The following is a 22,947-nucleotide window of genomic DNA, read 5'->3' as shown; positions in this document are numbered from 1 at the left end:
CCGTTTATTATATGGATGGAATTAATAGGCTAATACCTTTTAATTTCAGTTCTTCTACAATATTTACATTTTTTATCGACCAGTGTGTTCGATCAAGTTCGTTTACTTTTTCATTTCCCTGTAAATCTAATTCAGAAACCATTGTGTTTAGTAAATCTTGTGGAATAGAGCACATAGCTAATGATTGGAAATATATTTTCAAATCTCCATTATGCAATTGTTGTATTTTGGTGATAAAGCCATACTGGGCCATTTGAGGTCCACTAGGTGGTATTTCTGGTGGGCTATATCTGTAGTTCTCATTAGCAAATATACAAGGGTATGACATAATTTCGGCTTTCGCTTCTTCAGAAAAGGAAGCCAGTTTATCATGAATGGATTTTGCCGTACCCTCCGTAATTGTTAATTCTCTTTTTATATCTACAATAAAGTATGACTTATCATATTGTTCACCTAAAATGACAAATAAATTGAAATACTCCATATTGATTGTTTTTTGAATAAAGGTAGGGGTAGCGATTGTACCATTGCTTACCGGAAGCATAATATTTACAGTTGTATTATGAACATTTTTTGCTAACCCTATATTAGTTCCTTGTCCAGATTGTTCGAAGTTATATATGTTTGTTTTCTCTGATGGAAGATTGGATTCGGTTTTAGCAATATCTAAATCGTTGTTCATTTAGCATCGACCACCTTTCCATTTTTTATAATTACGTTAGTAGCTTGCCCTATGTTTACGCCACTGCCAGATTGATTGAAAATAAACTGATTGTTAATTGTAGGTTGTTTATTTTCTTGGTGTTGTGATGTTTCATTTGCATCAACAGAATCCAAAATTTCTATTTCAGGTTCTTCGAAAAAATCTTTATTAATTTCATCACTGATTTCACGCTCAGCACTCTCATTTTGTTCAATGAGTGTGCTTATTTTTATATCTAGATGATAGGTACTGCCAATTGAACTAGTAAAAATATGAGCCTTACCTTTTTCAAGAGGTTCTTCATGCCAAGACTTAATCGTTGAAGCTCCAATTTTATTATCCTTGCGACTTGTTAAAATGAAATGCCAAACGCCAAGAATAAGTGAATAAAGATTTATGTCTAGCGTAGATATTAGATCTTTTTTAGTTATTCCTGTTCCGTTAGGTAGAGCATAAAAGACATCGTCTTGATTAATAGAGTGATCGTTTATTATAAGATTAAGAATCCCATAAACAAGCTCATCTATTTTAGGCGCCTTATCGATGGTAAGAAAGTAATCAAGTAGCTCCTTCATTCTAACTAAAAGAGTGTAATAGTCTTCTTTAATTTGTCTATCAAATGCAGTAATTAGTGCATTGTCATCAAATGGCAAACAATCAGCTTTGGAAATTTCACATTTTTTGTAACGTGATGTGTTGGTTTCCAAGGAAGAGCCAGATGGTTCGTAGTAACTGGAATCAAATATCGTAATTAAACCCTTCAGAAATTCAGGGTTTGTAATACCGTTAGCACTGTATTTTCGTATATCTTTTTTAGCTTTAGTTCTTTTGGAACGAAGCAGAAGAACTAAAAATGTTCCACCACATAAGCGAGGATAGGTATTATTCATAGTAATTTGCCTCCTGCAAACTCATTAATTAAAGTATCAACCTCATAAACCAAATAAACCCCATAAACCATGTACCGTAAACTTCACAAACTTCAAGTTATTCCTAGAGAGATAAATCTCTAGGAATTTTTTATGGCTAGTCAGGAATTTAGTACAATTCATATCAAATCATATTTAATAAAATTATATCAAAATATGTAAGTGCATACAAGACTGTAACACCATATGAGTAATTCTTAGTGATAGATCTCTCTGCAAATAAAGAAAGGCAGGGATTTCTAATGAGAATTCACAAAACTAATCAAAAAGACCGCGGGGTCTACAAGTACACAACAACACAAAGAACAGAAAAAGGAGAATACGTTGAAAAGATAATTGTTATTAAACCTGGAGAAAATGGTGTAACGGAGCTGGATATTAAAATGTTACACTCGATGGATGATAGCGAGGTTTATTACAACCTTAAGAATCTAAGACCTGAGCGAACTAAAGAAGAGAAAGCTGAAATAGATGTGTGGAAAAAAGAATTTATAAGCGACTTTAAAAAAAGTAATGGATACGAACCCAATGAGGACATTGTGAAAGGAGCAGTTGAGGAAAGATTCCCTAGAAACTATAACTTATCTCTTGATTTCGATAATGATGGAGAGATTGACCCGGATAAAAGGCTGATTGCATCTATCGCAGATAAGAAATCAGATGGAAAGCCTGAATGGTTGGACCATATTGAAGATCTACTAAGCTTATTAACAGAAAAGCAGAGATTAGTAATCAAGCTGATGTATGAAGATGGATATAAGCAGTCAGAAATTGCAGATTTAATGAACATATCTTCAGCTGCGGTTAAGGAACATTTGGACAAGGCGAAGAAGAAAATCAAAAATAATTTTTAAATATTCTAGGGCGAGGTTAAAAACTCGTCCTTTTTCTTTGCCTGTGATTTGTAAGGGAGATGACCCTTTCAGAAAGGAGGCAAACATGAGGCACAAAATAATCATCAATGTAACAAGTGAAGTGGGACAAAAAACCAATGGTCTTAAAGGTTCAATAAGAAGGTTACCAAGCAAACTTATCAGATTATTGTTTGGAGAATACAGACAAATCTACTTATTAGAACCGGGAATTACAGTAGACTCAGTGGATATTAGAGAAATCGAGAAAGGAGAAAAAGATGTCAAGGACAAAGCTACTAATGGAAATCAAAGAAGATGCAGAGAATCTTGCATCTAGTATAGGAATCCTGCTCACAGATTTAGAAAGTGATGAGGAATTACCTAAAGAAGAAAAAGAAAAACAAGAAGAAAAGACTTATGAAATTGAAGATGTTAGAAAGATACTAGCCGACAAATCAAGATTAGGTCATACAGCAAAGATAAGAGAACTCTTAGAAAAGTATGGGGCTAAAAAGTTATCTGAGATTGAACCAAGTAACTATAAAGACTTGGTGGCAGATGCGGAGGAGTTGTAATGGGTGCTCACGCAATACTATCAGCATCATCTTCTAATAGATGGATTCACTGTCCACCAAGCATTAGGCTTTCTCAAAAATATGAAGATGAGATTAGTCCTTATGCACTTGAGGGGACATCAGCTCACTCACTTGCAGAATACAAACTTAGAACTTTGTTAGGTCAAAATGTAAATAATCCAAGAGAAGACCTAGAGTTCTATAACGAAGAAATGGAAGAACTTACTGAAGGTTATGCATCCTATGTTATGGAAATTGTGAGTAAATATCAAAATCCTGCAGTCTTTGTAGAAGAAAGGCTTGACCTATCAGAATATGTTAAGGAGTCATTTGGTACAGCTGACTGTGTAGTTGTTGGAGGAGAAGACCTTCATGTAGTTGACTTAAAGTATGGTCAAGGAGTCCTAGTCGATGCAAAAGAAAATACTCAACTCATGTTATACGGGCTGGGAGCACTTACACTTTTTGATGGCATTTATGATATCGAGAATGTAATACTTCACATCTATCAACCAAGAAGATGCAATATCTCAATTTATGAAATCAATAAGATAGAACTTTATAAGTGGGGAGAAACCGTACGAGAGATTGCTGAGAAAGCATATAGAGGCGAAGGAGAATACTCTTGTGGAGAATGGTGCATCTTCTGTAAAGCAAAGAATAAATGTAGGAAAAGAGCGGAAGAAAATCTAAAACTAGCACAAGAAGAATTTACCCTACCACCAGAACTATCTGACGATGAAATTGAAGAGATTCTACCAAGACTAGACGAAATGGAACAATGGGTCAAAGACATCAAGGCCTATGCTTTAGAAAAAGCAATGAAGGGTCATAGATGGAAAGATTTAAAACTGGTTGAAGGCAGGTCAAATAGAAGATACAGAGATGAAGATGAAGTGATTAAGAAAGTAAAAGAACTGGGATTCAACCCCTTTGAAGAGAAGTTACTTGGCATTACAGCGATGACTAAGTTACTAGGTAAGAAAGTCTTTGATGATAATATCACTGACTTATTAGAAAAACCAAAAGGGAAGTTAAGTTTAGTAAGCATTAGAGACAAACGAGAAGAAGTAGTAATTGAAAATGTAAAAGAAGAATTTGGAGGATTTAATTATGCAAAATAGAAAAAAAATAGTTACTGGAGAAGTTAGATTAAGCTATGCAAATGTTTGGGAACCAAAGTCAATTAATGGGAGCAAAGAACGATATTCAGTGTCTGTCATTATCCCAAAGAGTGATCAAAAGACAATCGAAAAAATTGAAAAAGCAGTGGATGCTGCTATTGATGAAGGACTTTCTAAATTTAATGGAAAGAAACCAAATAAGAAAGCTATCAAACTTCCATTAAGAGATGGTGACACGGAAAAAGATGATGAGGCTTATGCTGATGCATACTTCTTAAATGCTAACTCTATGACAGCACCTCAAATTGTGGATAAAAATGTAGAACCAATTCTTGATAGAAGTGAAGTCTACTCAGGAGTTTATGCAAGAGTATCTCTTAATTTCTATGCCTACAATGTAAATGGAAATAAGGGCATAGCGGTTGGGCTAGGGAATATTCAAAAGCTAAGAGATGGTCAACCTCTAGGAAATAGGTCTAATGCAGCAGATGACTTCGATGCTATGGACGATGATGACGAAGATTTCTTAGCATAGGAGGATTTTATATGAAAGAAACAATCTTAGCTATTTTGATGGGATTATGGTCTTACTACTGGTATAAGTTAGGCTATGTTCAGGCTCAAATTAACGAAACAGAAAAGAGAATCAGGGAAATTTATAGAGATATAGAGAAACGATTGGATGAAACGCAAAGAACTATTGATAAATGCATCCAATCATTGGACGAAATTAAATAAAAATGAAAAAAATATCAATAGATCTTGAGACCTATTCTTCAGTTGATTTAGGCAAAAGTGGTGTATACAAATATGCCGAGAGTGAGGATTTTGAAATCCTCCTCTTTGCCTACTCTGTTGATGATAAAGAAGTTAAGGTCATAGATTTGGCAAGTGGAGAGATTATTCCTGAAGAAATATTATTAGCACTTAGTGATGAAAGTATAGAAAAGTGGGCCTTTAATGCAAACTTTGAAAGGGCATGTTTATCAAGATTTTTAGGTAAGAGACTAAAACCTCAAGGTTGGTACTGCACTATGATTTGGTCAGCTTATCTTGGGCTTCCTCTATCGCTTGAAAAAGTAGGAGAGGTTTTGAAACTAGACAAGCAAAAGATGAGTGAAGGAAAGGCTCTTATAAGATATTTTTCTATTCCTTGTAAACCAACTAAAACCAATGGTATGAGGACAAGAAATCTACCACATCACGACTTAGAAAAGTGGTCTACCTTTAAGGAATATAACCATAGAGATGTGGAAACAGAAATGGAGATTAAGAAAAAATTATCAGCCTTTCCTATGCCTCAATCAGAATGGGAAAACTACTGGATAGACCAGAATATCAACGATAGAGGAATTTTAATTGATGAAATTTTAGTTGATTCGGCTATTAAATTTGATGAAATTTTACGAGAAGAAAATATGGATAGAGCCATAGAATTAACTGGTCTTGAAAATCCAAATTCTCCCTTACAGCTAAAAGAATGGCTAAATAAAAAAGGCTTAGAGATAGATTCCTTAGCTAAAAAAGATGTAGAGTCTGCTCTTAAAAATGCTGAAGGAGATATTAAAGAAGTATTGGAACTTAGACAAGAATTGTCTAAGTCTTCAGTTAGAAAATATGATGCTATGAAAAATGTAAGAGGAAAAGATAACCGAGCAAGAGGTCTGATCCAATTTTATGGTGCAAATAGAACTGGAAGATATTCTGGAAGGCTTATTCAAGTTCAAAACTTAAGAAGAAACGATCTAAAAGACTTAGAACTAGCTAGGAGTCTTGTAAAAAATAGAGATTACGAAACTATGGATATTCTCTATGAATCTCCGTCCGATATTTTATCTCAACTAATAAGGACAGCCTTTATACCAAAAGAAGGCACCAGGTTTATTATTTCAGACTTTTCAGCGATAGAGGCCCGAGTACTTGCATGGCTTGCAGGAGAACAATGGGTACTAGATGCATTTGAAAATGGAGAAGATATCTATTGCAGAACAGCATCGAGGATGTTTGGAGTGCCAGTTGAAAAGCATGGAGTAAATGGTCATCTCAGACAAAAAGGAAAGATAGCGACTTTAGCTTGTGGCTATCAAGGAGCCTTAGGCGCTCTTAAAGCAATGGGTGGTATTGAGATGGGTTTATCTGAAGATGAACTTCAATCAATAGTCGATTCCTGGCGAGAGGCTAATTCAAATATAGTAAGTCTTTGGTGGGACATAGATGCAGTGATAAAAAGAGTTGTGAAGACTAGAGCTAAAGAAGAATATAGGAGCCTAGTTATTAGCTATGAAAAAGGCATCCTATTTATAGAACTACCCTCAAAAAGACGACTTGCTTATCCAAAGGCAAAAATCGGGATGAATCGATTTGGTGGAGAATCAATTGTCTATGAAGGAATTGTAGTAGGAAATAAATGGGACAAGATAGAATCCTACGGCGGTAAATTTGTAGAAAACATAGTTCAAGCAATAGCCAGAGATATTTTAGCTGAGGCTATGATGAGACTTGAAAAAAAAGGATTTAATATCGTCATGCATATCCATGACGAAGTTGTAATAGAAAGTGATTCATCTAGTATCGAGGAAGTAAATGAAATCATGTCCATAGTTCCTAGCTGGACACCTGGACTTATTCTCGATGCAGATGGGTTTGAAAGTGAATTTTATAAGAAAGATTAATGGAGGTAGCTTAATGAAAAAAACTAAATACTATCCCTTGGTATATATCTGCAGTCCATTTTCTGGAGATGTTGAAAATAATGTCAACAAGGCACAGAAGTACTCTCGATATGCTTTGGATAAAGGAAATATTCCCATAGCACCACATCTTTTGTTTCCTCAGTTTATGAGTGACGAAAGTGAGAGAAGGCTTGCTATGCATTTTAATTATGTCCTCTTAGGAAAATGTGAAGAAGTGTGGGTCTTTGGTGACAACATAAGTCCTGGAATGGCAGAAGAAATAAAGATTGCTGAGAATAGAAATATGAAAATCAAATATATTGGGGAGGTAGCATAATTGAAAATATACACTTCAAACGTAGTAGGGGTTGAATCAAACTGCATTTACCTAAATGAAATTGATGCAGTAGATGTTAGGTCTTTTGAGAAAGCTGCAAGTTTTGACCATGTAATGGCTAAGTATAAAAATTCCTACAGGTCTAATGATAATTTTATAGAGTCAGAATGTGTTCCCATGGATATAGACAACGACCATTCAGAAAATCCAGATGATTGGATTTCAGCTAATGATTTAAAGAGAATATTTGATGGAGTTAAATTTGCCATAGTTTACAGCAGAAACCATAGGAGAGAAAAGAATGGAAAAGCTGCAAGACCAAGAATGCACATATATTTTCCAATACCTAAGGTCACAAATTTAGCTGAATATGTAGGAATCAAAGAAAAATTATCAGAGACTTATACTTTTTTTGATGGTAATGCCTTAGATGGGGCGAGATTTTTCTTTGGAGTTAAGAATCCTGCTGTTGAAATAGTTAGGGGAAGGAAATATGTAACAGAAATTCTAAAAGATGACTTTGAGGATTTTGATAACTCTCAAGACTTAATTCAGCAAGGTTCTAGAAACTCAACTATGAATCATTTTGCTGGTAGGGTTCTAGTTCGATATGGAAATACAGGTGAGGCAAGAGAATTATTCGATAAAAAAGCATCACTTTGTTCTCCACCACTTCCAGATGATGAGCTAGAACAAATATGGAGGTCTGCTTGTAAATTCTATAAAAAAATAGCTGCAAGTGAAGATTATGTTCCACCTAAAGAATACACTGAAGGCATAAATTTAAGGCCTTCTGAATTTTCAGATATAGGTCAAGCAGAAGTTTTTGTAAGAGAATATAAAGACAGAATTCGTTTTTCACCTTCTACAGGTTTTCTTGTTTACAACAATTCCTATTGGGAGGAATCTGAACTAAAAGCACAAGGATGTTCTCAAGATTTAGTGTTAAAACAGATAGAAGAAATAGACAATGAACTTTTGAAGATGGATGAAGACATTAAGAAATCTGGAGTTAGAGATATTATGGCCTCAATGAGTGAGAAAAAGGCAATGGAGGTTTTTGATAAAAGTCAAAAATCTATATACTATAAACTTATCTCTTTAGAGGCTTATAAGAAATATGCAGTAAAAAGAGGGGACACCAGAGCAATCCATGCAACTTTAAAAGAATCAAAACCCATGCTTGAAATAGATCAAAGAGAACTAGATATAGATGAATTCTTGTTAAACACTCCATCATTTACAGTAGATTTGAAAACTGGAGAATACAGAGAACATAGGGCAGATGACTATATAACCAAAGAAACATCTGTAGATCCAAGTGATGAAAATATCGATATATGGCTTGATGCCTTGAATACCTTTTTTGTAAATGATAAAGAACTTATAGAATATGTGCAGAAAGTAGCTGGTATTTCTCTAATCGGAAAGGTCTATATCGAGGCTCTTATTATAGCTTATGGTGATGGAAGAAATGGGAAGTCTACATTTTGGAATACCATCTCAAGAGTTCTAAATTTATATAGTGGGTCAATCTCGGCAGATATTCTTACAGTTAACTCCAAGAGAAATGCCAAACCAGAACTTGCTGAAACAAGAGGTAAAAGACTATTAATTGCAGCAGAACTTCAAGAAGGATTAAGGCTAAATACTTCAAATGTAAAACAGCTTTGTTCTACAGATGAAATTGTGGCAGAGAAAAAATATCGAGATCCATTTAAGTTCATACCTTCTCACACCCTTGTCCTATATACTAACCACCTACCAAAGGTGGGTGCTTTAGATGAAGGAACTTGGAGGAGACTTATTGTAATTCCTTTTGAGGCAAAGATAGAGGGTTCTAGTGATATTAAAAACTACACTGACTATTTAGTAGATAAAGCTGGGGGTGCAGTTCTCAAGTGGTTAATCGAGGGTGCTAAAAAAGCCATTGATGAAGATTTTAAATTCAGCCTACCTAAAAAAGTGGCTGATGCCATCAATGAATATAAGGAATCAAATAATTGGTTCAAGCATTTCTTAAATGAGTGTTGTGAGATAGATTCATCATTTGAAGAGAAGTCTGGAGAAGTCTATCAAGAATATAGGGCCTATTGTTTAAGAATAGGAGATTATGTTAGGTCAACGACCGATTTTTACTCTGCTCTTTCATCCAATGGATTTAATAAGGTCAAACTTCGTGATGGAATTAAGATTCAAGGACTAAAGTTAAAAAGTGACTTTGTGTAAATTTAGCCATTGTGCAAGTCTCGAAGGTCATATATATAACTTTTATATAGTACTAAAATTAAAATTAGTATATATATAGGTTATAGAAGAGACCTTAGAGACCTTCACACAATCGCTAGAAAGGTTGAAATATCAATGTTAGAAAAAGAAATAGAAAAAGCCTTAATTGACAAGGTTAAATTTCATGGAGGTCTCTGCCTTAAATTTACATCTCCTTCAATGACAGGAATACCAGATAGGATAATACTTCTACCTAACGGAAAGATAGGATTCGTTGAAACAAAAAGACCTGGAGGAGAGCCAAGACCAATCCAGAAAAAGAGAATAAGGCAATTTAAAAACTTAGGTTTTAAGGTTTATGTTCTTGATTCAAAAGGAAATATTGATGAAATAATAAAAAGAATTGGAGGTGACTAATTGGAATACACTCCACATAAATATCAAAAATATGCTACTGAATTTATAAAAGAAAAAAAAGAATCAGCACTTCTACTTGACATGGGACTCGGCAAGACGGTTATAAGCCTAACGGCTATAAAAGATTTACTCTTTGATTCTTTTGAAATTTCTAAAGTTCTAATAATAGCACCATTAAGAGTTGCTAGAGATACATGGAAGGAAGAAATAGAAAAATGGTCCCACCTTGATATCTTAAAATATTCAGTAGCCATAGGTAGTGAAAAAGAAAGAATAAAAGCATTAAATAAGCAGGCAGATATTTATCTAATCAATAGGGAAAATGTAGATTGGTTAATAAATAAAAGCGAACTACCATTTAACTACGATATGATTGTAATTGATGAATTATCATCTTTTAAATCTCATAGGTCAAAGAGGTTTAAAGCCTTGATGAAAGTTAGACCAAAGGTAAAAAGAATAGTTGGACTTACTGGAACTCCATCATCTAACGGACTAATGGACTTATGGGCTGAGTTTAGACTGCTTGATATGGGAGAGAGACTTGGAAGATTTATCGGTCAGTACAGGGAAGTCTACTTCAAACCAGATAAGAGAAATGGACCAATCATATATTCCTATAAACCACTGCCTTTTGCTGAAAATGCAATCTATGAAAAGATATCAGATATAACCGTTTCTATGAAAGCTGAAGATTATCTAAAAATGCCAAAGAAGATAAATAATGAAGTCTTTGTAAATCTATCAGATAAAGAAAGAGGTATATGCGAAACCTTAAAAAAAGACTTGGTTGTTAGTATTAAAGATAAAGATATAGATGCTGTTAATGCTGCAGCCCTTTCTAATAAGTTACTTCAAATGGCATCGGGTTCTGTTTATGATGAAGATAAAAATATGATTCATATTCATGATAAAAAGCTTGATGCTTTAGAAGATTTAATAGAGGGTGCTAATGGAAAACCTGTTCTTATAGCCTATTGGTACAAGTCAGATTTAAAAAGAATCAAAGAAAGATTTGATGTAAGAGAACTTAAAACAAGTAAGGATTTTAAAGAATGGAATCAAGGTAAAATTCCAGTTGCCATTATCCATCCAGCATCTGCTGGTCATGGACTGAATTTACAAGCTGGAGGTTCAACACTTATATGGTTTTCTCTTACTTGGTCCTTAGAACTTTATGAACAAACCAATGCCAGACTTTATAGACAAGGGCAGAAAGAAACGGTTGTGATTCATCATATATTAGCAAAAGGAACTATTGATGAAGATGTGATGAAAGCATTAGAAAATAAGAACAAGACACAAGCTGCACTTATAGATGCAGTAAAAGCAAATTTAAAATGAGTAGAGGTTCTATAGGGAACTTACCTCAAAACTTATGGAGGTAAGAAATGAATGCAAAAGAATATTTAAAACAAGCTTTTTATTTAGACAAGAGAATTAATAGTAAGCTGGAGCAAGTTGAAAGTTTAAATGCTCTGGCTACAAAAGCTACATCGACCTTATCAGATATGCCTAAGAGTCCTAGTAGAGGAACATCTAAACTTGAAGATACTATTGTTAAAATCATAGATCTTCAAGAAGAAATCAATAGGGATATAGATAGATTGGTAGATTTAAAAAAAGAGATTGTAAGAACAATAAAAAAGATTGAAGACAAAGAACTTCAAGTCGTTTTAGAAAAAAGATACCTCTGTTTTGAATCTTGGGAAAAGATAGCGGTTGAGATGAATTACTCAATTCAGCATATCTTTAGACTTCATAGTAAGGCTTTGAAAAATATAGAGGTATAAAAAAATCGGGTGACGCATAAATGCATCACCCGCAAAACTTTCGTTTTCAATTCGTACTAATATTATAATGGTATTATTGAAGAATGTCAACAACCTCTTTGCAAAAATCATACATTTGGTTTAATGCTGGGGACGATCTATAAAGATAAGCATCCCTAATCATTCTTCCATCGAAGAGTTCCTTAATACTTTTTAGGTAATAAGTTTTTAAATCTTCACTTTTAATAACTATATTTACTGCAATTAATAAAGAAATAAAATCCTGAACAGAATTATTTTTTAGTCTATCTTGGATTGTTCGTCTTCGGGTATTATGTAAAAGAGAATCTAATATATCAACTAATTCATTTTTATAATAACCACTTTTATTAACTAAATCATGGATTACACAATTATTGTGGGCTGAAGCATTTCTTATGTTCCTAACGTTATATAGTAAATCAGAACTAAATTCACCGCAAGAGTATTCTTTGCAATAGTACTTATAGAAATTAACAAATTCGCCAAAAGGAATTACCTCTAGGTAAACCCATATAGGATAATCGGGATGGGTATATTTCGCTAAAAGATTTTTTACATAAGGAGTCTCTCTTCGAAATTCTATCTCGTCTAGCATCTTTGGATAAATAGAAAGATAATTTTTTACAATATCAAATTCGTCTATTCCCCTCTCTTGGATATCTTTTAAAAGATTAACCTTTAAAGAATGTTCTACACTAAGACTAGCGTTAAGAATCCATTGTTTTAGGTACATATCAATGGTGGATAGATCTTTCAAAGCCATAAAATCTAAACCTACATATTGATTATTATGTTTTGAAAAATTTGTTTTATATGCAGTTAGCTTAACATAATAATTGTGTTGATTTAAAAACTTTATAGCGTGTTCCTCATCGCATAAATTAAATGTAATTCCTTTATCTTTTAATTTTTCAACTAATTGTCCAGTCTCAAGAATGCTTAACACCTCTCTTCCTAAAATTTGTTTAATATAATTATATCATAAACATGAGAGTAAAGTTGATAGAATGAGAGTAAGCAGTTGTAGTATTATTAAAATAGCAAAAGAATAATTAAAAGAGTCTTGGAGATTTAATCTTCAGGGCTTTCTTTATGGAGTGATAAAATGCCAAGTAAACCTAAGAGACCATGTTCACATCCAGGTTGTCCTGAATTAGTTGATGGACGATTCTGTAAGAAACATGAGAAAGAATACAACAAAAACTATGAAAAATATAAACGAGATCCTAAAACTCATAAGCGTTATGGAAAAGCATGGAGACTTATAAGGAAAAGATATGTAGCAGAGCATCCACTTTGTGAGATGTGTTTAAAAGAGAATAGAATGACAAAGGTAGAGGAAGTACATCACATACTTCCTCTTTCTCGTGGTGGAACTAATGACGAAGACAATCTTATGAGTCTTTGTAAATCTTGTCACTCAAAGATTCATGCAAAGAGTGGAGATAGGTTTGGAGGATAGTTTTCCGAGGGGGAGGGGGAGTCTTAATCTCTACGACTGAACCCCATACCAACGGTGCCGCCCTTTCACGCACAAAAAGACGGGTTCAAACGCCCTATTAAAAACATGGAGGTGATAATATCGCTAAAGACGGAACATACAGAGGTGGAAGACGAGTAAAAGCAGGAGGGAAACCACAGCCTGCTGTTGAAAAAATAGAAAAAGGTAAAAAAGTAGAAATACTAATGAATGATATTCCAACATTCACTCCAGAAGAAATAGATGCAGTTGACTTACCAGACGGAGCAGTTCTTGATGGAACCGATATGCCTACACCAAGTGACTATCTATCTGCAAAACAAAAGAATGGAATACCACTAGGTGCCGATGAAATATATAAAGAGACTTGGGGCTGGTTAAAACATAGAAACTGTGAGAACTTAGTAAATCCAAGATTATTAGAATCTTACTCTCAGGCTTTTGCAAGATACATTCAATGTGAAGAGGCAATAAGTCAATTTGGACTATTAGGCAAGCATCCTACTACAGGAGGGGTCATCGCATCCCCTTTTGTACAGATGTCTAGCCAGTTTCAAAAGACAGCCAACCTTTTATGGTACGAGATTTATGACATAGTTAAAGAAAACTGTACAGAAGTTTATGAAGACTATGGGGAGGATATGATGGAAAAATTACTAAGGCAAAGGAGGTAATTATATTGTTTGAAAAAGTAAATCCAAAGCATCCAGATAAAATAGCTGATTGCATAGCTGGTGCAATTGTAGATTTATCATATAAAGAAAAGGAAAATCCTAAAATAGCAGTTGAAGTTTTGCTGGGGCATGGAAATTGTCATGTCATTATAGAAACAGATTGTAAGTTGAATAAGAAAGAAATTGAAACAGCAATTAAGAGGATAGCTGGAGATGTCAAAGCAGATATTAAATTAGTAGAACAGGATATCCACCTATCAAATAATCAAAAAGAAAAGATAAGATGTGGTGACAATGGAATCTTTAAGGGAGTACATACATCAGATGAAGAAAAGAGACTATCTTTAATTGCTCGTGAAATATATTCTAATTATCCTTACGATGGAAAATACATTCTTGATGGGGATAAACTTATTATTTGTCAGTCAAATGTATCTACAGAAATTTTAAAATCAATTTATCCAAGAGCAATTGTAAATCCATTAGGAGATTGGACTGGAGGATTTGATATTGATACTGGAGCGACTAATAGAAAACTCGGCTCAGATATGGGACGAGCAGTAACTGGTGGTGGTCTTCATGGTAAAGACCTATCCAAGGCTGATGTATCAGTTAATATTTATGCCTACCTAAAGGCACAAGAGGAAAATAAAGAGATTGAATTATCCTGTGCAATAGGAGATGAAACTATTGATGGTAGACCATATTCTGAAATTGTAGAAATTGCTAGAAACTACATTAATTCTATTGGTGGTTTTGAGGAATTTGCAAAATGGGGGATTATATGATTACAACAAAAGAAATGAAATTAGTCGATATTGAAAAACTTGTACCCTATGTAAACAATGCAAGAACCCACTCAGCAGACCAAATTAACAAACTACGATCATCAATCAGAGAGTTTGGTTTTATCAATCCTGTAATTATTGACAAAGACTACGGAGTTATTGCAGGTCATGGAAGAATTATGGCAGCAAAGGAAGAAGGAATAAAAGAAGTACCTTGTGTCTTTGCAGACCACCTAAACGAGGCACAGAAGAAAGCCTATATCTTAGCTGATAACAGAATGGCTCTTGATGCTGGATGGGATGAAGAACTATTAAGAGTAGAAATTGAATCCTTAGAAGATTATGGTTTTAATGTAGAACTTACTGGGTTTTCACCAGATGAACTATCTAATATTTTTGACTTAGGAAATGAGACAGAAGATGACGGCTTTGATGTAGAGAAAGAATTAGAAAAGCCTACTTTTTCAAAGTCTGGAGATATTTGGATCTTAGGAAAGCACAAACTTATTTGTGGAGATTCTACAGATGAGGTTACTTACGATAAACTTATGGGAGAATCAAAAGCAAATCTTATCATCACAGACCCTCCATACAACGTAAACTATGAAGGTTCAGCTGGAAAAATTAAAAATGACAATATGGAGCAAAGTAAATTCTATGAATTTTTACTAAGCTCTTTTTTAAATATGGAAAAGTTCCTCGCAGATGATGGATCGATATATGTTTTTCATGCAGATACAGAAGGACTTAATTTCAGAAAAGCATTTCAAGACGCTGGCTTTTATTTATCTGGTACTTGTATTTGGAAGAAACAGTCCCTTGTACTTGGAAGAAGTCCATATCAATGGCAACATGAACCAATTCTTTATGGTTGGAAGAAAAAAGGAAAACACAACTGGTACACAGGAAGGAAGGAGTCTACCATTTGGGAATTTGATAAACCAAGAAAAAATGGAGACCACCCTACTATGAAACCTATTCCACTTTTATCTTATCCTATTAAAAACTCATCTATGACAAACTCTATTGTACTTGATCCATTTGGTGGAAGTGGAAGTACACTAATAGCTTGTGAACAGACTGATAGAATTTGTAGGATGATTGAACTAGATGAAAAATTTGTAGATGTCATTGTAAATAGATTTATTGAATTAGTTGGTAGTGATAAAGATGTAAGCCTTTTAAGAAATGGAAAAGAGTATAAATATGAAGATATTTTTAATCTGACTTGATATAAATCCTAGATTGAGTGATATATGTATGTGAGGTGATTAGATGATTTCAAGTGAAATTATACAAAAATTAAAAGAGACGTATCCAGTAGGTACAAGAGTAAAACTAATCCAAATGGAAGATGACCAAGCACCTCCAGTTGGAACTTTAGGCACAGTTTATGGGGTGGATGCCATTGGATCAATCCTAGTAAAATGGGATAATGGTTCGATGTTAAATGTAATTTTCAGAGTGGATAGAATAGAAAAAATATAGAGCAAAGGTTGAAATATAGCCATTATATCCTCTAATTAACTTGACTTATTTTTGACAGTACGGTTATATGTACATACAAAAAAAGATAAGGAGAAAAATATGGTATACAAATACATGAAAACACAGGAAGATTTAAATGAGTTAATCGACTCTTCAGCAATTACAATGCTTGGACTTTACGAAGGAGAAAATGGAGACTTAGCTTTTCAAGATTACTTAAAAGACTACCTTGAAGATGATACAATTTACATCACAATGGGAAAAATAATCAACCAGCTTTACGAAACTAGCCTTCCTGAAGACTTAAGGATAGTAAGTTTAAAATATAATAAGCTTGGCAGACTTCCAATGATAAGGCTTGAGATTGGAGCTAAATGGTTTGACGACTTTATAGATAACCTTTAAGAAAGATTGGAAAATAGCCGATTTATAAGCACAAAAGACTTGACTAATACTCTCTTATACGGGAATATGTATATAACAAAACAAAGGAGAGTGAAACCATGAAAAAAGACCTTTTAGAAAGATTAGAAACAGAAGTCAAAGCCTGCAAAAGATACTCTGAAAACTCAATAAAAAAATCAAAAGAAGGCAAGATTGGAGCAGCCATTAACCTTCTAGACATAGCGGGAACTGCAAAGAAATGTGCAGACCAACTTCATGAAGAACTTTGGGAAGTATCAAAAGGAAATTTAACAGACGAAGAGTTTCAACTTTTTGCAGAATCAGAAATACTAGAAAGAGAACTAAAGAAAGCTTACAAAGAATTAAACATAGCAAGACAAAGATAAAATAAAATTCCAAATAGGGTTTAGGCTCTATTGGTTGTAGTAGAAGTCACAATCATGTGGCTATTTTTTATGCCTGTTTTTAGAGGAAGGAGGTCAAATGAAATATAAACCAAGTAGATTTATGCTTGAAACATCCCGATATGATAAAAACAAAGCAGACTATGCAGTTACCTTTATAGAATGCCTTAAACATACTAAAGGTAGATGGGCAGGTAAAGACTTCAAGCTTATTGAATGGCAAGAAGAAATCATAAGAGACTTGTTTGGTATTGTAAAAGATACAGGATATCGACAATTTAATACTGCATATATTGAAATACCAAAGAAGATGGGAAAGTCAGAACTTGCAGCTGCTGTAGCGCTTCTCCTTACTTGTGGTGATGGAGAGGAAAGAGCAGAAGTTTATGGATGTGCTGCCGATAGACAACAAGCAACTATAGTTTTTGATGTTGCAGCTGATATGGTAAGGATGAGCCCAGCCTTATCTAAAAGAGTAAAAATTCTAGCATCTCAAAAGAGAATGATATATAAACCAACTAATTCTTTCTATCAAGTTTTATCTGCAGAGGCTTATTCCAAACACGGATTTAATATTCATGGTGTCGTATTTGATGAACTTCATACTCAACCTAATAGAAAGCTATTTGATGTAATGACAAAAGGGTCTGGTGATGCGAGAACTCAACCTCTATATTTTCTCATAACAACTGCTGGAACGGATACTAAATCAATCTGCTATGAGACTCATCAAAAGGCAGTTGACATACTTGAAGGAAGAAAAACTGATTCTACTTTCTATCCTGTAATCTATGGAGCAGACAGAGAGGATGACTGGACAGATGAAAAAGTATGGCATAAAGCAAATCCATCTCTTGGAATAACTGTACCAATAGAAAAAGTAAGACAAGCCTGTGAATCAGCTAAGCAAAACCCAACTGAAGAAAATGCATTCAGACAGTTAAGGTTAAATCAGTGGGTCAAGCAAGCAATTAGGTGGATGCCTATGGAAAAATGGGATCTATGTAATTTTGCTGTTAATGAAGATGAACTAAAGGGCAGAGTTTGTTATGGAGGTCTTGACCTATCATCGACAACAGATATTACAGCCTTTGTTTTAGTCTTTCCTCCATTAGATGAAGAAGATAAATATCAGATATTACCCTACTTTTGGTTGCCAGAAGATAATCTTGACCTTAGAGTAAAAAGAGACCATGTAAACTATGACCTATGGAAAAAACAAGGCTACATTCAGACAACAGAAGGAAATGTAGTACACTATGGTTTCATAGAAAAATTTATCGAAAACTTAGGTGAGATATATAACATTAGAGAAATTGCCTTTGATAGATGGGGAGCAGTTCAGATGGTTCAAAACTTAGAATGGATGGGTTTTACAGTAGTTCCCTTTGGTCAAGGATTTAAAGATATGTCTCCACCAACAAAAGAATTAATGAAACTAACACTCGAAAGAAAAATAGCCCATGGAGGTAATCCAGTTCTAAGATGGATGATGGATAATATCTTTATACGAACAGACCCTGCTGGAAATATAAAAGCTGACAAAGAAAAATCTACAGAAAAGATAGATGGAGTTATTGCCACAATTATGGCACTTGATAGAGCTATAAGATGTGGAAATGATATAAGTGAATCGGTTTATGATGATAGGGGACTAATAATATTCTAATTATTTTAGATTTTTTTCATAAATGTTATAATAGGATTAAATGATATGAGGTGCTAAATGATTATGTTAGAAAAGTTAGTAGAAAATTATAAAACTAAAGTTGGAGAAATTAAAACTGCAGATAAATTGCTAAAATTATATAATCCATGGTGTGGAGTAAATTTAGATAGATTAATAGATGATTTTTTTAATTCTGTTGATACCAATTCAAAAGATTTTTCGTGGTTAAATATAGATAAAAAGCTTCTAGAATTACCAGAAAATTTTTGCAGAAATATTCATTATGGTATTCCCAGTCATCTTATTGGTGACATTGATAATGGAAGTTTATTTTTATGCCTAGTAAATCCAAATATAGAAATAGATGATAAGTTTATACCTGATGGAATTTTTTCATATTATAAACAAGCTAGAGAACTAAATAGTAATGATGATTCAATGAACATTATTGATGATAGAGGATTTCGTGTTATCGATAGAACATTCATTAAAAGATATATTGTTAATTCTAATAAAAATATATTGTATTCAGAATTATTAAAGTTAAAGAAATTAAAAGAATTAGGAATAGAATATAAAAAAATAAAATTAAATAATATTGCGTATTATTTTAACAACTATGTAGCAAATATTACTATCTCTTACTTAAATAATATAAAAAACCTTGATAAGAAGTACAAAACTAGAGAAGACTTATATAATAATATAGTTAATGATTGGGAATACATTGAATTAATGACTCAGAAGATTGTTAACCTTGAAGCGTATCCTTTTAGAAGTAATAACCCTAATTTTACTAAAGATAAGAATGAAGCTAAGAAAAGATTTGCAAATAATATAGTTGAATCAACTTCATGTGTAAGTCTATTTAGTTCAAGAATTATATTATGGAAAATAGTAGACTATTTAAGTAATCCTAAAAAATTAAAACCAAACTTTATTTTTAGAAGATTTAACACTGTTTGGTTACCATCATTAATAAGTGTTTTAAGATGTGACTTAGGTTATGATGATACACTAATTGAAAGTACAATAAGTGAATTGCATAAGACATTTTTTTTAACAATTGAAACAAAAGATTTTGACGGACAGAGAAATTACACTGACACTAGATTATTCAGAGATGACGTTCATTTAATTAATGGTGAATTTAATAAATTTGTTAAAGAAACTTTGAATTATTAAGTATCAATTACTTTTTATTAAATAGTAAAAAATATGGCCTTCAAAAAGAAGGCTTTTTAATTGCAAGTAACTAAGGAGGTGGCATTATAAACATTTTAAATTTAATATTTAAGTCGAGAGACAAACCTAAAGACGGGGAGAGGTTATCTTCATCGTCTTTTTTATTTGGGAGAACAACAGCAGGTAGGAATGTCAACGAATTTACTGCTATGCAGATGACGGCAGTTTATTCATGTGTGAGAGTTCTTGCTGAAACCTTGGCAGGACTTCCTCTTCATTTATATAAAAGAGGAGATTCGAACTCAAAGGAAAAAGCAAAAGACCATGCTATATATTTTCTCTTACACGATGAACCAAATACTGAGATGACTTCATTTGTATTTAGAGAGACACTAATGACTCATCTTCTTTTGTGGGGTAATGCCTATGCTCAAATAATTCGTAATGGTAGAAATGAGGTTATTGGACTTTACCCACTAATGCCAAATAAGATGACTGTAATGAGAAGTGAAGATGGAGAAATCTTTTATAAATACAATCACAAATCAGAAGAAGTTTTTCTTTTAAAAGAAGATGTCCTTCATATACCAGGGCTTGGTTTTGATGGACTTATTGGATATTCGCCAATAACAATGGCAAAAAATGCCATTGGCATGGCGATGGCTTGTGAAGATTATGGAGCATCTTTCTTCCAAAATGGAGCACAACCAGGTGGGGTTTTAGAGCATCCAGGTATTATTAAAGATCCAGAAAGAGTTAGAGAGTCATGGAATGCAGCCTTTCAGGGGCCTAAAAATGCTAACAAAGTGGCTGTACTTGAAGAAGGGATGAAATACCAACCAATAGCCATAGCGCCAAGTGAGGCCCAGTTTTTGGAAACAAGAAAGTTTCAGTTAAATGAGATAGCAAGGATATTCAGAATACCACCTCATATGATTGGGGACCTGGAAAGGTCATCATTTTCAAATATAGAACAACAGTCGCTTGAATTTGTTAAATACACCCTTGACCCTTGGATTGTTCGTTGGGAGCAATCCTTAGAAAGAGCACTACTAACAAAGAAGGAGAAAGAATCCTACTTTATTAAATTCAACCTTGACGGACTTCTAAGAGGAGACTATGAATCAAGAATGAATGGATATGCTGTAGGAAGACAAAATGGCTGGATGAGTGCAAATGACATAAGAGAGTTAGAAAACCTAGATAGGATATCAGCTGAAGAAGGTGGAGACCTATATCTTGTAAATGGAAATATGCTACCACTTGATAAGGCAGGTAGTTTTTATCAGCAGAAAGGAGAAGAGATAAGTTCTAATGAAGAACAATAAAATATTTTGGAATTGGAAAAAGGATTCAAATGAACTTTATATAGATGGAGTTATTGCAGAAGAGTCTTGGTTTGATGATGAAATCACACCAAGGCTCTTTTTTGAAGAATTAAAAAACAAAAGTGGAGATATAACTGTTTGGATAAACTCCCCTGGTGGTGATTGTATCGCAGCATCAAGAATTTACACCATGCTTTTAGAGCATGAGGGAAATGTAACCATAAAGATTGACGGACTTGCAGCATCAGCAGCATCGGTCATTGCCATGGCAGGAACTGAGGTGTTGATGAGTCCTACCTCACTAATGATGATTCATAATCCCTTAACTGTTGCCATTGGTGACTCAAAAGAAATGCAAAAAGCTATAGATATGTTAAAGGAAGTCAAGGAATCAATCATCAATGCCTATGAGATTAAAACAGGTTTATCCAGAGAAGAGATTTCTAATCTAATGGATGGGGAGACTTGGTTTGATAAGAACAAGGCTATTGAGATGGGTTTTTGTGATGGAACTCTAACTGACAAAAGAAAAGATGAAAAAGCTACAAACATGGTCTTTTCAAGGCGAGCAGTTACAAACTCGCTCTTAACGAAGATAAATAAAGAAGTGAAAACTCACTCAATGAGTGAGGTCGAAGGCAGATTAAACAAAATTAAAAATACTTGGAGGTAAAGATATGAACTTAAAAGAACTAATGGAAAAGAGAACTAAAGCTTGGGATGAGGCAAAATCATTTGCTGAATCTAAGAAAGATGAAAATGGTCTAATGTCTGATGAAGACTTTAAAACATATGAAGAAATGGAAAGAACTATCGAGAATTACACTCGTGAAATTGAAAGAAAGAAGAGGGAAAAAGAAATGGAGAAAACTTTAGAAAAACCTACAACTCAAGCATTAACAAATGAACCTTCTACTTTTAATGAAGAAGAAAAGCCAATGAGAGCAAGAAATGTCTACAAGAAGTCTATGATGAAAGCATTAAGAACTAACTTTAGAGATATTTCAAATGAATTAAAAGTAGGTACAGATGAAAGTGGTGGATATTTAGTTCCAGAAGAAATGGAAACAGATATTGTAAATGGTCTTGAGAATGAAAATATTGTAAGAAAATTAGCTACAAAAGTTCAAACTTCTGGACTTCATAAAATCAATATTGCAGCTACAAAACCGGCGGCCCTATGGGTTGAAGAAGGTGGCCAACTTACTTTTGGGGATGGTACATTTGGTCAAGTATCTCTAGATGCACACAAACTCCATGTAGGTATTAAAGTTACTGAAGAACTTCTTTATGATTCAGCCTTTAATTTAGAAAAATACATCACTGAAGAATTTACTAGAGCACTAGCAAATGCTGAAGAGGATGCCTTCTTAAATGGCGATGGAGTAAATAAACCTACAGGAATTTTTGACTCTAAAAAAGGTGGAGAACTTGGAGGTACAACAAAGGCTCAAACAATTACTGCAGATGAACTAATTGATTTAGTCTACTCCTTAGACAGACCTTATAGAAAGAAAGCGGCATTCATTTTAAATGATGCAACAGTAGCTCAGATTAGAAAGCTTAAAGATGTTAATGGTGCATATATTTGGCAACCATCACTTAAAGATGGAGAACCAGATAGACTTTTAGGATATCCTGCTTATACATCTGCCTTTGCTCCAAAAGCTGAAAAAGGAAAGCTTGCAGTAGCCTTTGGCGATTTTTCATACTACAAGATTGGAGATAGAGGAAACAGGTCTTTCCAAGACTTAAAAGAACTATTTGCTGGTAATGGCATGGTTGGTTTCTTAGGTAAAGAAAGAGTAGATGGAATCTTAGTTTTAAGAGAAGCAGTAAAACTTTTGAAAATTGGTGCTACAGCCTAAGGAG

General features: G+C 33.7%; 27 protein-coding genes. 24 read left to right on the top strand and 3 right to left on the bottom strand.

The genetic code is table 11. The features are described 5' to 3' along the window. Positions 1 to 7: 7 nt before the first annotated feature. Positions 8 to 682, bottom strand: coding sequence for a hypothetical protein (locus HMPREF1871_RS04635; RefSeq protein ID WP_066130576.1), 675 nt, complete (start codon positions 680 to 682; stop codon positions 8 to 10). Beyond that, positions 679 to 1,593: a hypothetical protein gene (locus HMPREF1871_RS04630; protein WP_066130573.1), complete on the bottom strand. Its 915-nt coding sequence runs from the start codon at positions 1,591 to 1,593 to the stop codon at positions 679 to 681. The genes HMPREF1871_RS04635 and HMPREF1871_RS04630 overlap by 4 nt, the downstream gene beginning before the upstream one ends. 239 nt (positions 1,594 to 1,832) lie before the next feature. Between HMPREF1871_RS04630 and HMPREF1871_RS04625 the strand changes: the two genes are divergently transcribed. The 12 genes from HMPREF1871_RS04625 to HMPREF1871_RS04570 all read left to right on the top strand — a co-directional run bounded on the left by HMPREF1871_RS04625 (position 1,833) and on the right by HMPREF1871_RS04570 (position 11,633). Further along, positions 1,833 to 2,486 carry an RNA polymerase sigma factor gene (locus HMPREF1871_RS04625; protein WP_198145775.1) on the top strand — a complete coding sequence of 218 codons (654 nt, stop codon included), beginning with the start codon at positions 1,833 to 1,835 and terminating at the stop codon, positions 2,484 to 2,486. A gap of 85 nt (positions 2,487 to 2,571) precedes the next feature. After that, positions 2,572 to 2,823, top strand: coding sequence for a hypothetical protein (locus tag HMPREF1871_RS04620; protein ID WP_066130571.1), 252 nt, complete (start codon positions 2,572 to 2,574; stop codon positions 2,821 to 2,823). Further along, entirely contained in the window at positions 2,765 to 3,061 is a 297-nt protein-coding gene (locus tag HMPREF1871_RS04615; RefSeq protein ID WP_066130569.1) for a hypothetical protein, read from the top strand. The genes HMPREF1871_RS04620 and HMPREF1871_RS04615 overlap by 59 nt, the downstream gene beginning before the upstream one ends. Continuing rightward, entirely contained in the window at positions 3,061 to 4,185 is a 1,125-nt protein-coding gene (locus HMPREF1871_RS04610; protein WP_066130567.1) for a DUF2800 domain-containing protein, read from the top strand. Before HMPREF1871_RS04615 ends, HMPREF1871_RS04610 begins: the two co-directional genes overlap by 1 nt. Beyond that, positions 4,175 to 4,720 (top strand): DUF2815 family protein, encoded by a 546-nt coding sequence (locus tag HMPREF1871_RS04605; RefSeq protein ID WP_066130565.1) that lies wholly within the window; start codon positions 4,175 to 4,177, stop codon positions 4,718 to 4,720. Before HMPREF1871_RS04610 ends, HMPREF1871_RS04605 begins: the two co-directional genes overlap by 11 nt. Before the next feature lie 11 nt (positions 4,721 to 4,731). After that, positions 4,732 to 4,923 (top strand): hypothetical protein, encoded by a 192-nt coding sequence (locus HMPREF1871_RS04600; RefSeq protein WP_066130563.1) that lies wholly within the window; start codon positions 4,732 to 4,734, stop codon positions 4,921 to 4,923. Between the two features lie 2 nt (positions 4,924 to 4,925). Continuing rightward, positions 4,926 to 6,857: a DNA polymerase gene (locus HMPREF1871_RS04595; protein WP_066130561.1), complete on the top strand. Its 1,932-nt coding sequence runs from the start codon at positions 4,926 to 4,928 to the stop codon at positions 6,855 to 6,857. 13 nt (positions 6,858 to 6,870) lie between these two features. After that, the gene (locus HMPREF1871_RS04590) at positions 6,871 to 7,194 is read left to right on the top strand and encodes a DUF7768 domain-containing protein (RefSeq protein WP_198145774.1); all 324 of its coding nucleotides are present in this window, start codon (positions 6,871 to 6,873) and stop codon (positions 7,192 to 7,194) included. Next, positions 7,195 to 9,423 carry a phage/plasmid primase, P4 family gene (locus HMPREF1871_RS04585; RefSeq protein WP_066130557.1) on the top strand — a complete coding sequence of 743 codons (2,229 nt, stop codon included), beginning with the start codon at positions 7,195 to 7,197 and terminating at the stop codon, positions 9,421 to 9,423. Positions 9,424 to 9,558: 135 nt separating this feature from the next. Then, positions 9,559 to 9,840 (top strand): VRR-NUC domain-containing protein, encoded by a 282-nt coding sequence (locus HMPREF1871_RS04580; RefSeq protein WP_066130555.1) that lies wholly within the window; start codon positions 9,559 to 9,561, stop codon positions 9,838 to 9,840. Next, positions 9,841 to 11,184, top strand: a complete 1,344-nt coding sequence (locus HMPREF1871_RS04575) for a DEAD/DEAH box helicase (RefSeq protein WP_066130553.1) — start codon at positions 9,841 to 9,843, stop codon at positions 11,182 to 11,184. 47 nt (positions 11,185 to 11,231) lie between these two features. Further along, positions 11,232 to 11,633, top strand: coding sequence for a DUF1492 domain-containing protein (locus HMPREF1871_RS04570; protein ID WP_066130551.1), 402 nt, complete (start codon positions 11,232 to 11,234; stop codon positions 11,631 to 11,633). Positions 11,634 to 11,706: 73 nt separating this feature from the next. Here HMPREF1871_RS04570 and HMPREF1871_RS04565 read toward each other — a convergent pair whose 3' ends face one another. Next, positions 11,707 to 12,600, bottom strand: a complete 894-nt coding sequence (locus HMPREF1871_RS04565) for an Abi family protein (protein WP_198145773.1) — start codon at positions 12,598 to 12,600, stop codon at positions 11,707 to 11,709. Positions 12,601 to 12,759: 159 nt separating this feature from the next. On the opposite strand from HMPREF1871_RS04565, the gene HMPREF1871_RS04560 reads away from it, so the two are divergent. The 12 genes from HMPREF1871_RS04560 (at position 12,760) to HMPREF1871_RS04505 (ending at position 22,943) form a co-directional block, all read left to right on the top strand. Then, on the top strand, positions 12,760 to 13,116 hold the full coding sequence (locus HMPREF1871_RS04560) for an HNH endonuclease (RefSeq protein WP_066130548.1): 357 nt from the start codon (positions 12,760 to 12,762) through the stop codon (positions 13,114 to 13,116). A gap of 224 nt (positions 13,117 to 13,340) precedes the next feature. Continuing rightward, entirely contained in the window at positions 13,341 to 13,808 is a 468-nt protein-coding gene (locus tag HMPREF1871_RS04555) for a P27 family phage terminase small subunit (protein ID WP_083505643.1), read from the top strand. Between the two features lie 5 nt (positions 13,809 to 13,813). Next, complete coding sequence (locus tag HMPREF1871_RS04550; RefSeq protein WP_066130544.1) at positions 13,814 to 14,596, top strand: S-adenosylmethionine synthetase N-terminal domain-containing protein; 783 nt, start codon at positions 13,814 to 13,816, stop codon at positions 14,594 to 14,596. Then, positions 14,593 to 15,828: a site-specific DNA-methyltransferase gene (locus HMPREF1871_RS04545; RefSeq protein WP_066130542.1), complete on the top strand. Its 1,236-nt coding sequence runs from the start codon at positions 14,593 to 14,595 to the stop codon at positions 15,826 to 15,828. Before HMPREF1871_RS04550 ends, HMPREF1871_RS04545 begins: the two co-directional genes overlap by 4 nt. A 43-nt stretch (positions 15,829 to 15,871) precedes the next feature. Further along, positions 15,872 to 16,084: a DUF4314 domain-containing protein gene (locus HMPREF1871_RS04540; RefSeq protein WP_066130540.1), complete on the top strand. Its 213-nt coding sequence runs from the start codon at positions 15,872 to 15,874 to the stop codon at positions 16,082 to 16,084. A 99-nt stretch (positions 16,085 to 16,183) separates the two neighbouring features. Further along, on the top strand, positions 16,184 to 16,489 hold the full coding sequence (locus HMPREF1871_RS04535; RefSeq protein WP_066130537.1) for a hypothetical protein: 306 nt from the start codon (positions 16,184 to 16,186) through the stop codon (positions 16,487 to 16,489). 98 nt (positions 16,490 to 16,587) lie between these two features. Continuing rightward, positions 16,588 to 16,875 (top strand): transcriptional regulator, encoded by a 288-nt coding sequence (locus tag HMPREF1871_RS04530; protein WP_066130534.1) that lies wholly within the window; start codon positions 16,588 to 16,590, stop codon positions 16,873 to 16,875. A gap of 97 nt (positions 16,876 to 16,972) precedes the next feature. Then, on the top strand, positions 16,973 to 18,562 hold the full coding sequence (locus tag HMPREF1871_RS04525; protein ID WP_066130532.1) for a terminase large subunit: 1,590 nt from the start codon (positions 16,973 to 16,975) through the stop codon (positions 18,560 to 18,562). 57 nt (positions 18,563 to 18,619) lie between these two features. After that, a complete protein-coding gene (locus HMPREF1871_RS04520) occupies positions 18,620 to 19,747 on the top strand; it encodes a hypothetical protein (protein ID WP_066130530.1) in 1,128 nt (375 codons plus the stop codon). A gap of 86 nt (positions 19,748 to 19,833) precedes the next feature. Then, complete coding sequence (locus HMPREF1871_RS04515) at positions 19,834 to 21,075, top strand: phage portal protein (protein ID WP_066130528.1); 1,242 nt, start codon at positions 19,834 to 19,836, stop codon at positions 21,073 to 21,075. Further along, positions 21,062 to 21,748, top strand: a complete 687-nt coding sequence (locus HMPREF1871_RS04510) for a head maturation protease, ClpP-related (RefSeq protein ID WP_066130526.1) — start codon at positions 21,062 to 21,064, stop codon at positions 21,746 to 21,748. Before HMPREF1871_RS04515 ends, HMPREF1871_RS04510 begins: the two co-directional genes overlap by 14 nt. A 4-nt stretch (positions 21,749 to 21,752) precedes the next feature. Beyond that, positions 21,753 to 22,943 (top strand): phage major capsid protein, encoded by a 1,191-nt coding sequence (locus HMPREF1871_RS04505; protein WP_066130522.1) that lies wholly within the window; start codon positions 21,753 to 21,755, stop codon positions 22,941 to 22,943. The last annotated feature ends 4 nt before the right edge of the window (positions 22,944 to 22,947 follow it).

The organism is Gemelliphila asaccharolytica, assembly GCF_001553005.1.
Lineage (GTDB): Bacteria > Bacillota > Bacilli > Staphylococcales > Gemellaceae > Gemelliphila > Gemelliphila asaccharolytica.
Note: the sequence above shows the minus strand (reverse complement) of the source record. Positions and strands in the feature narration are given on the sequence as shown.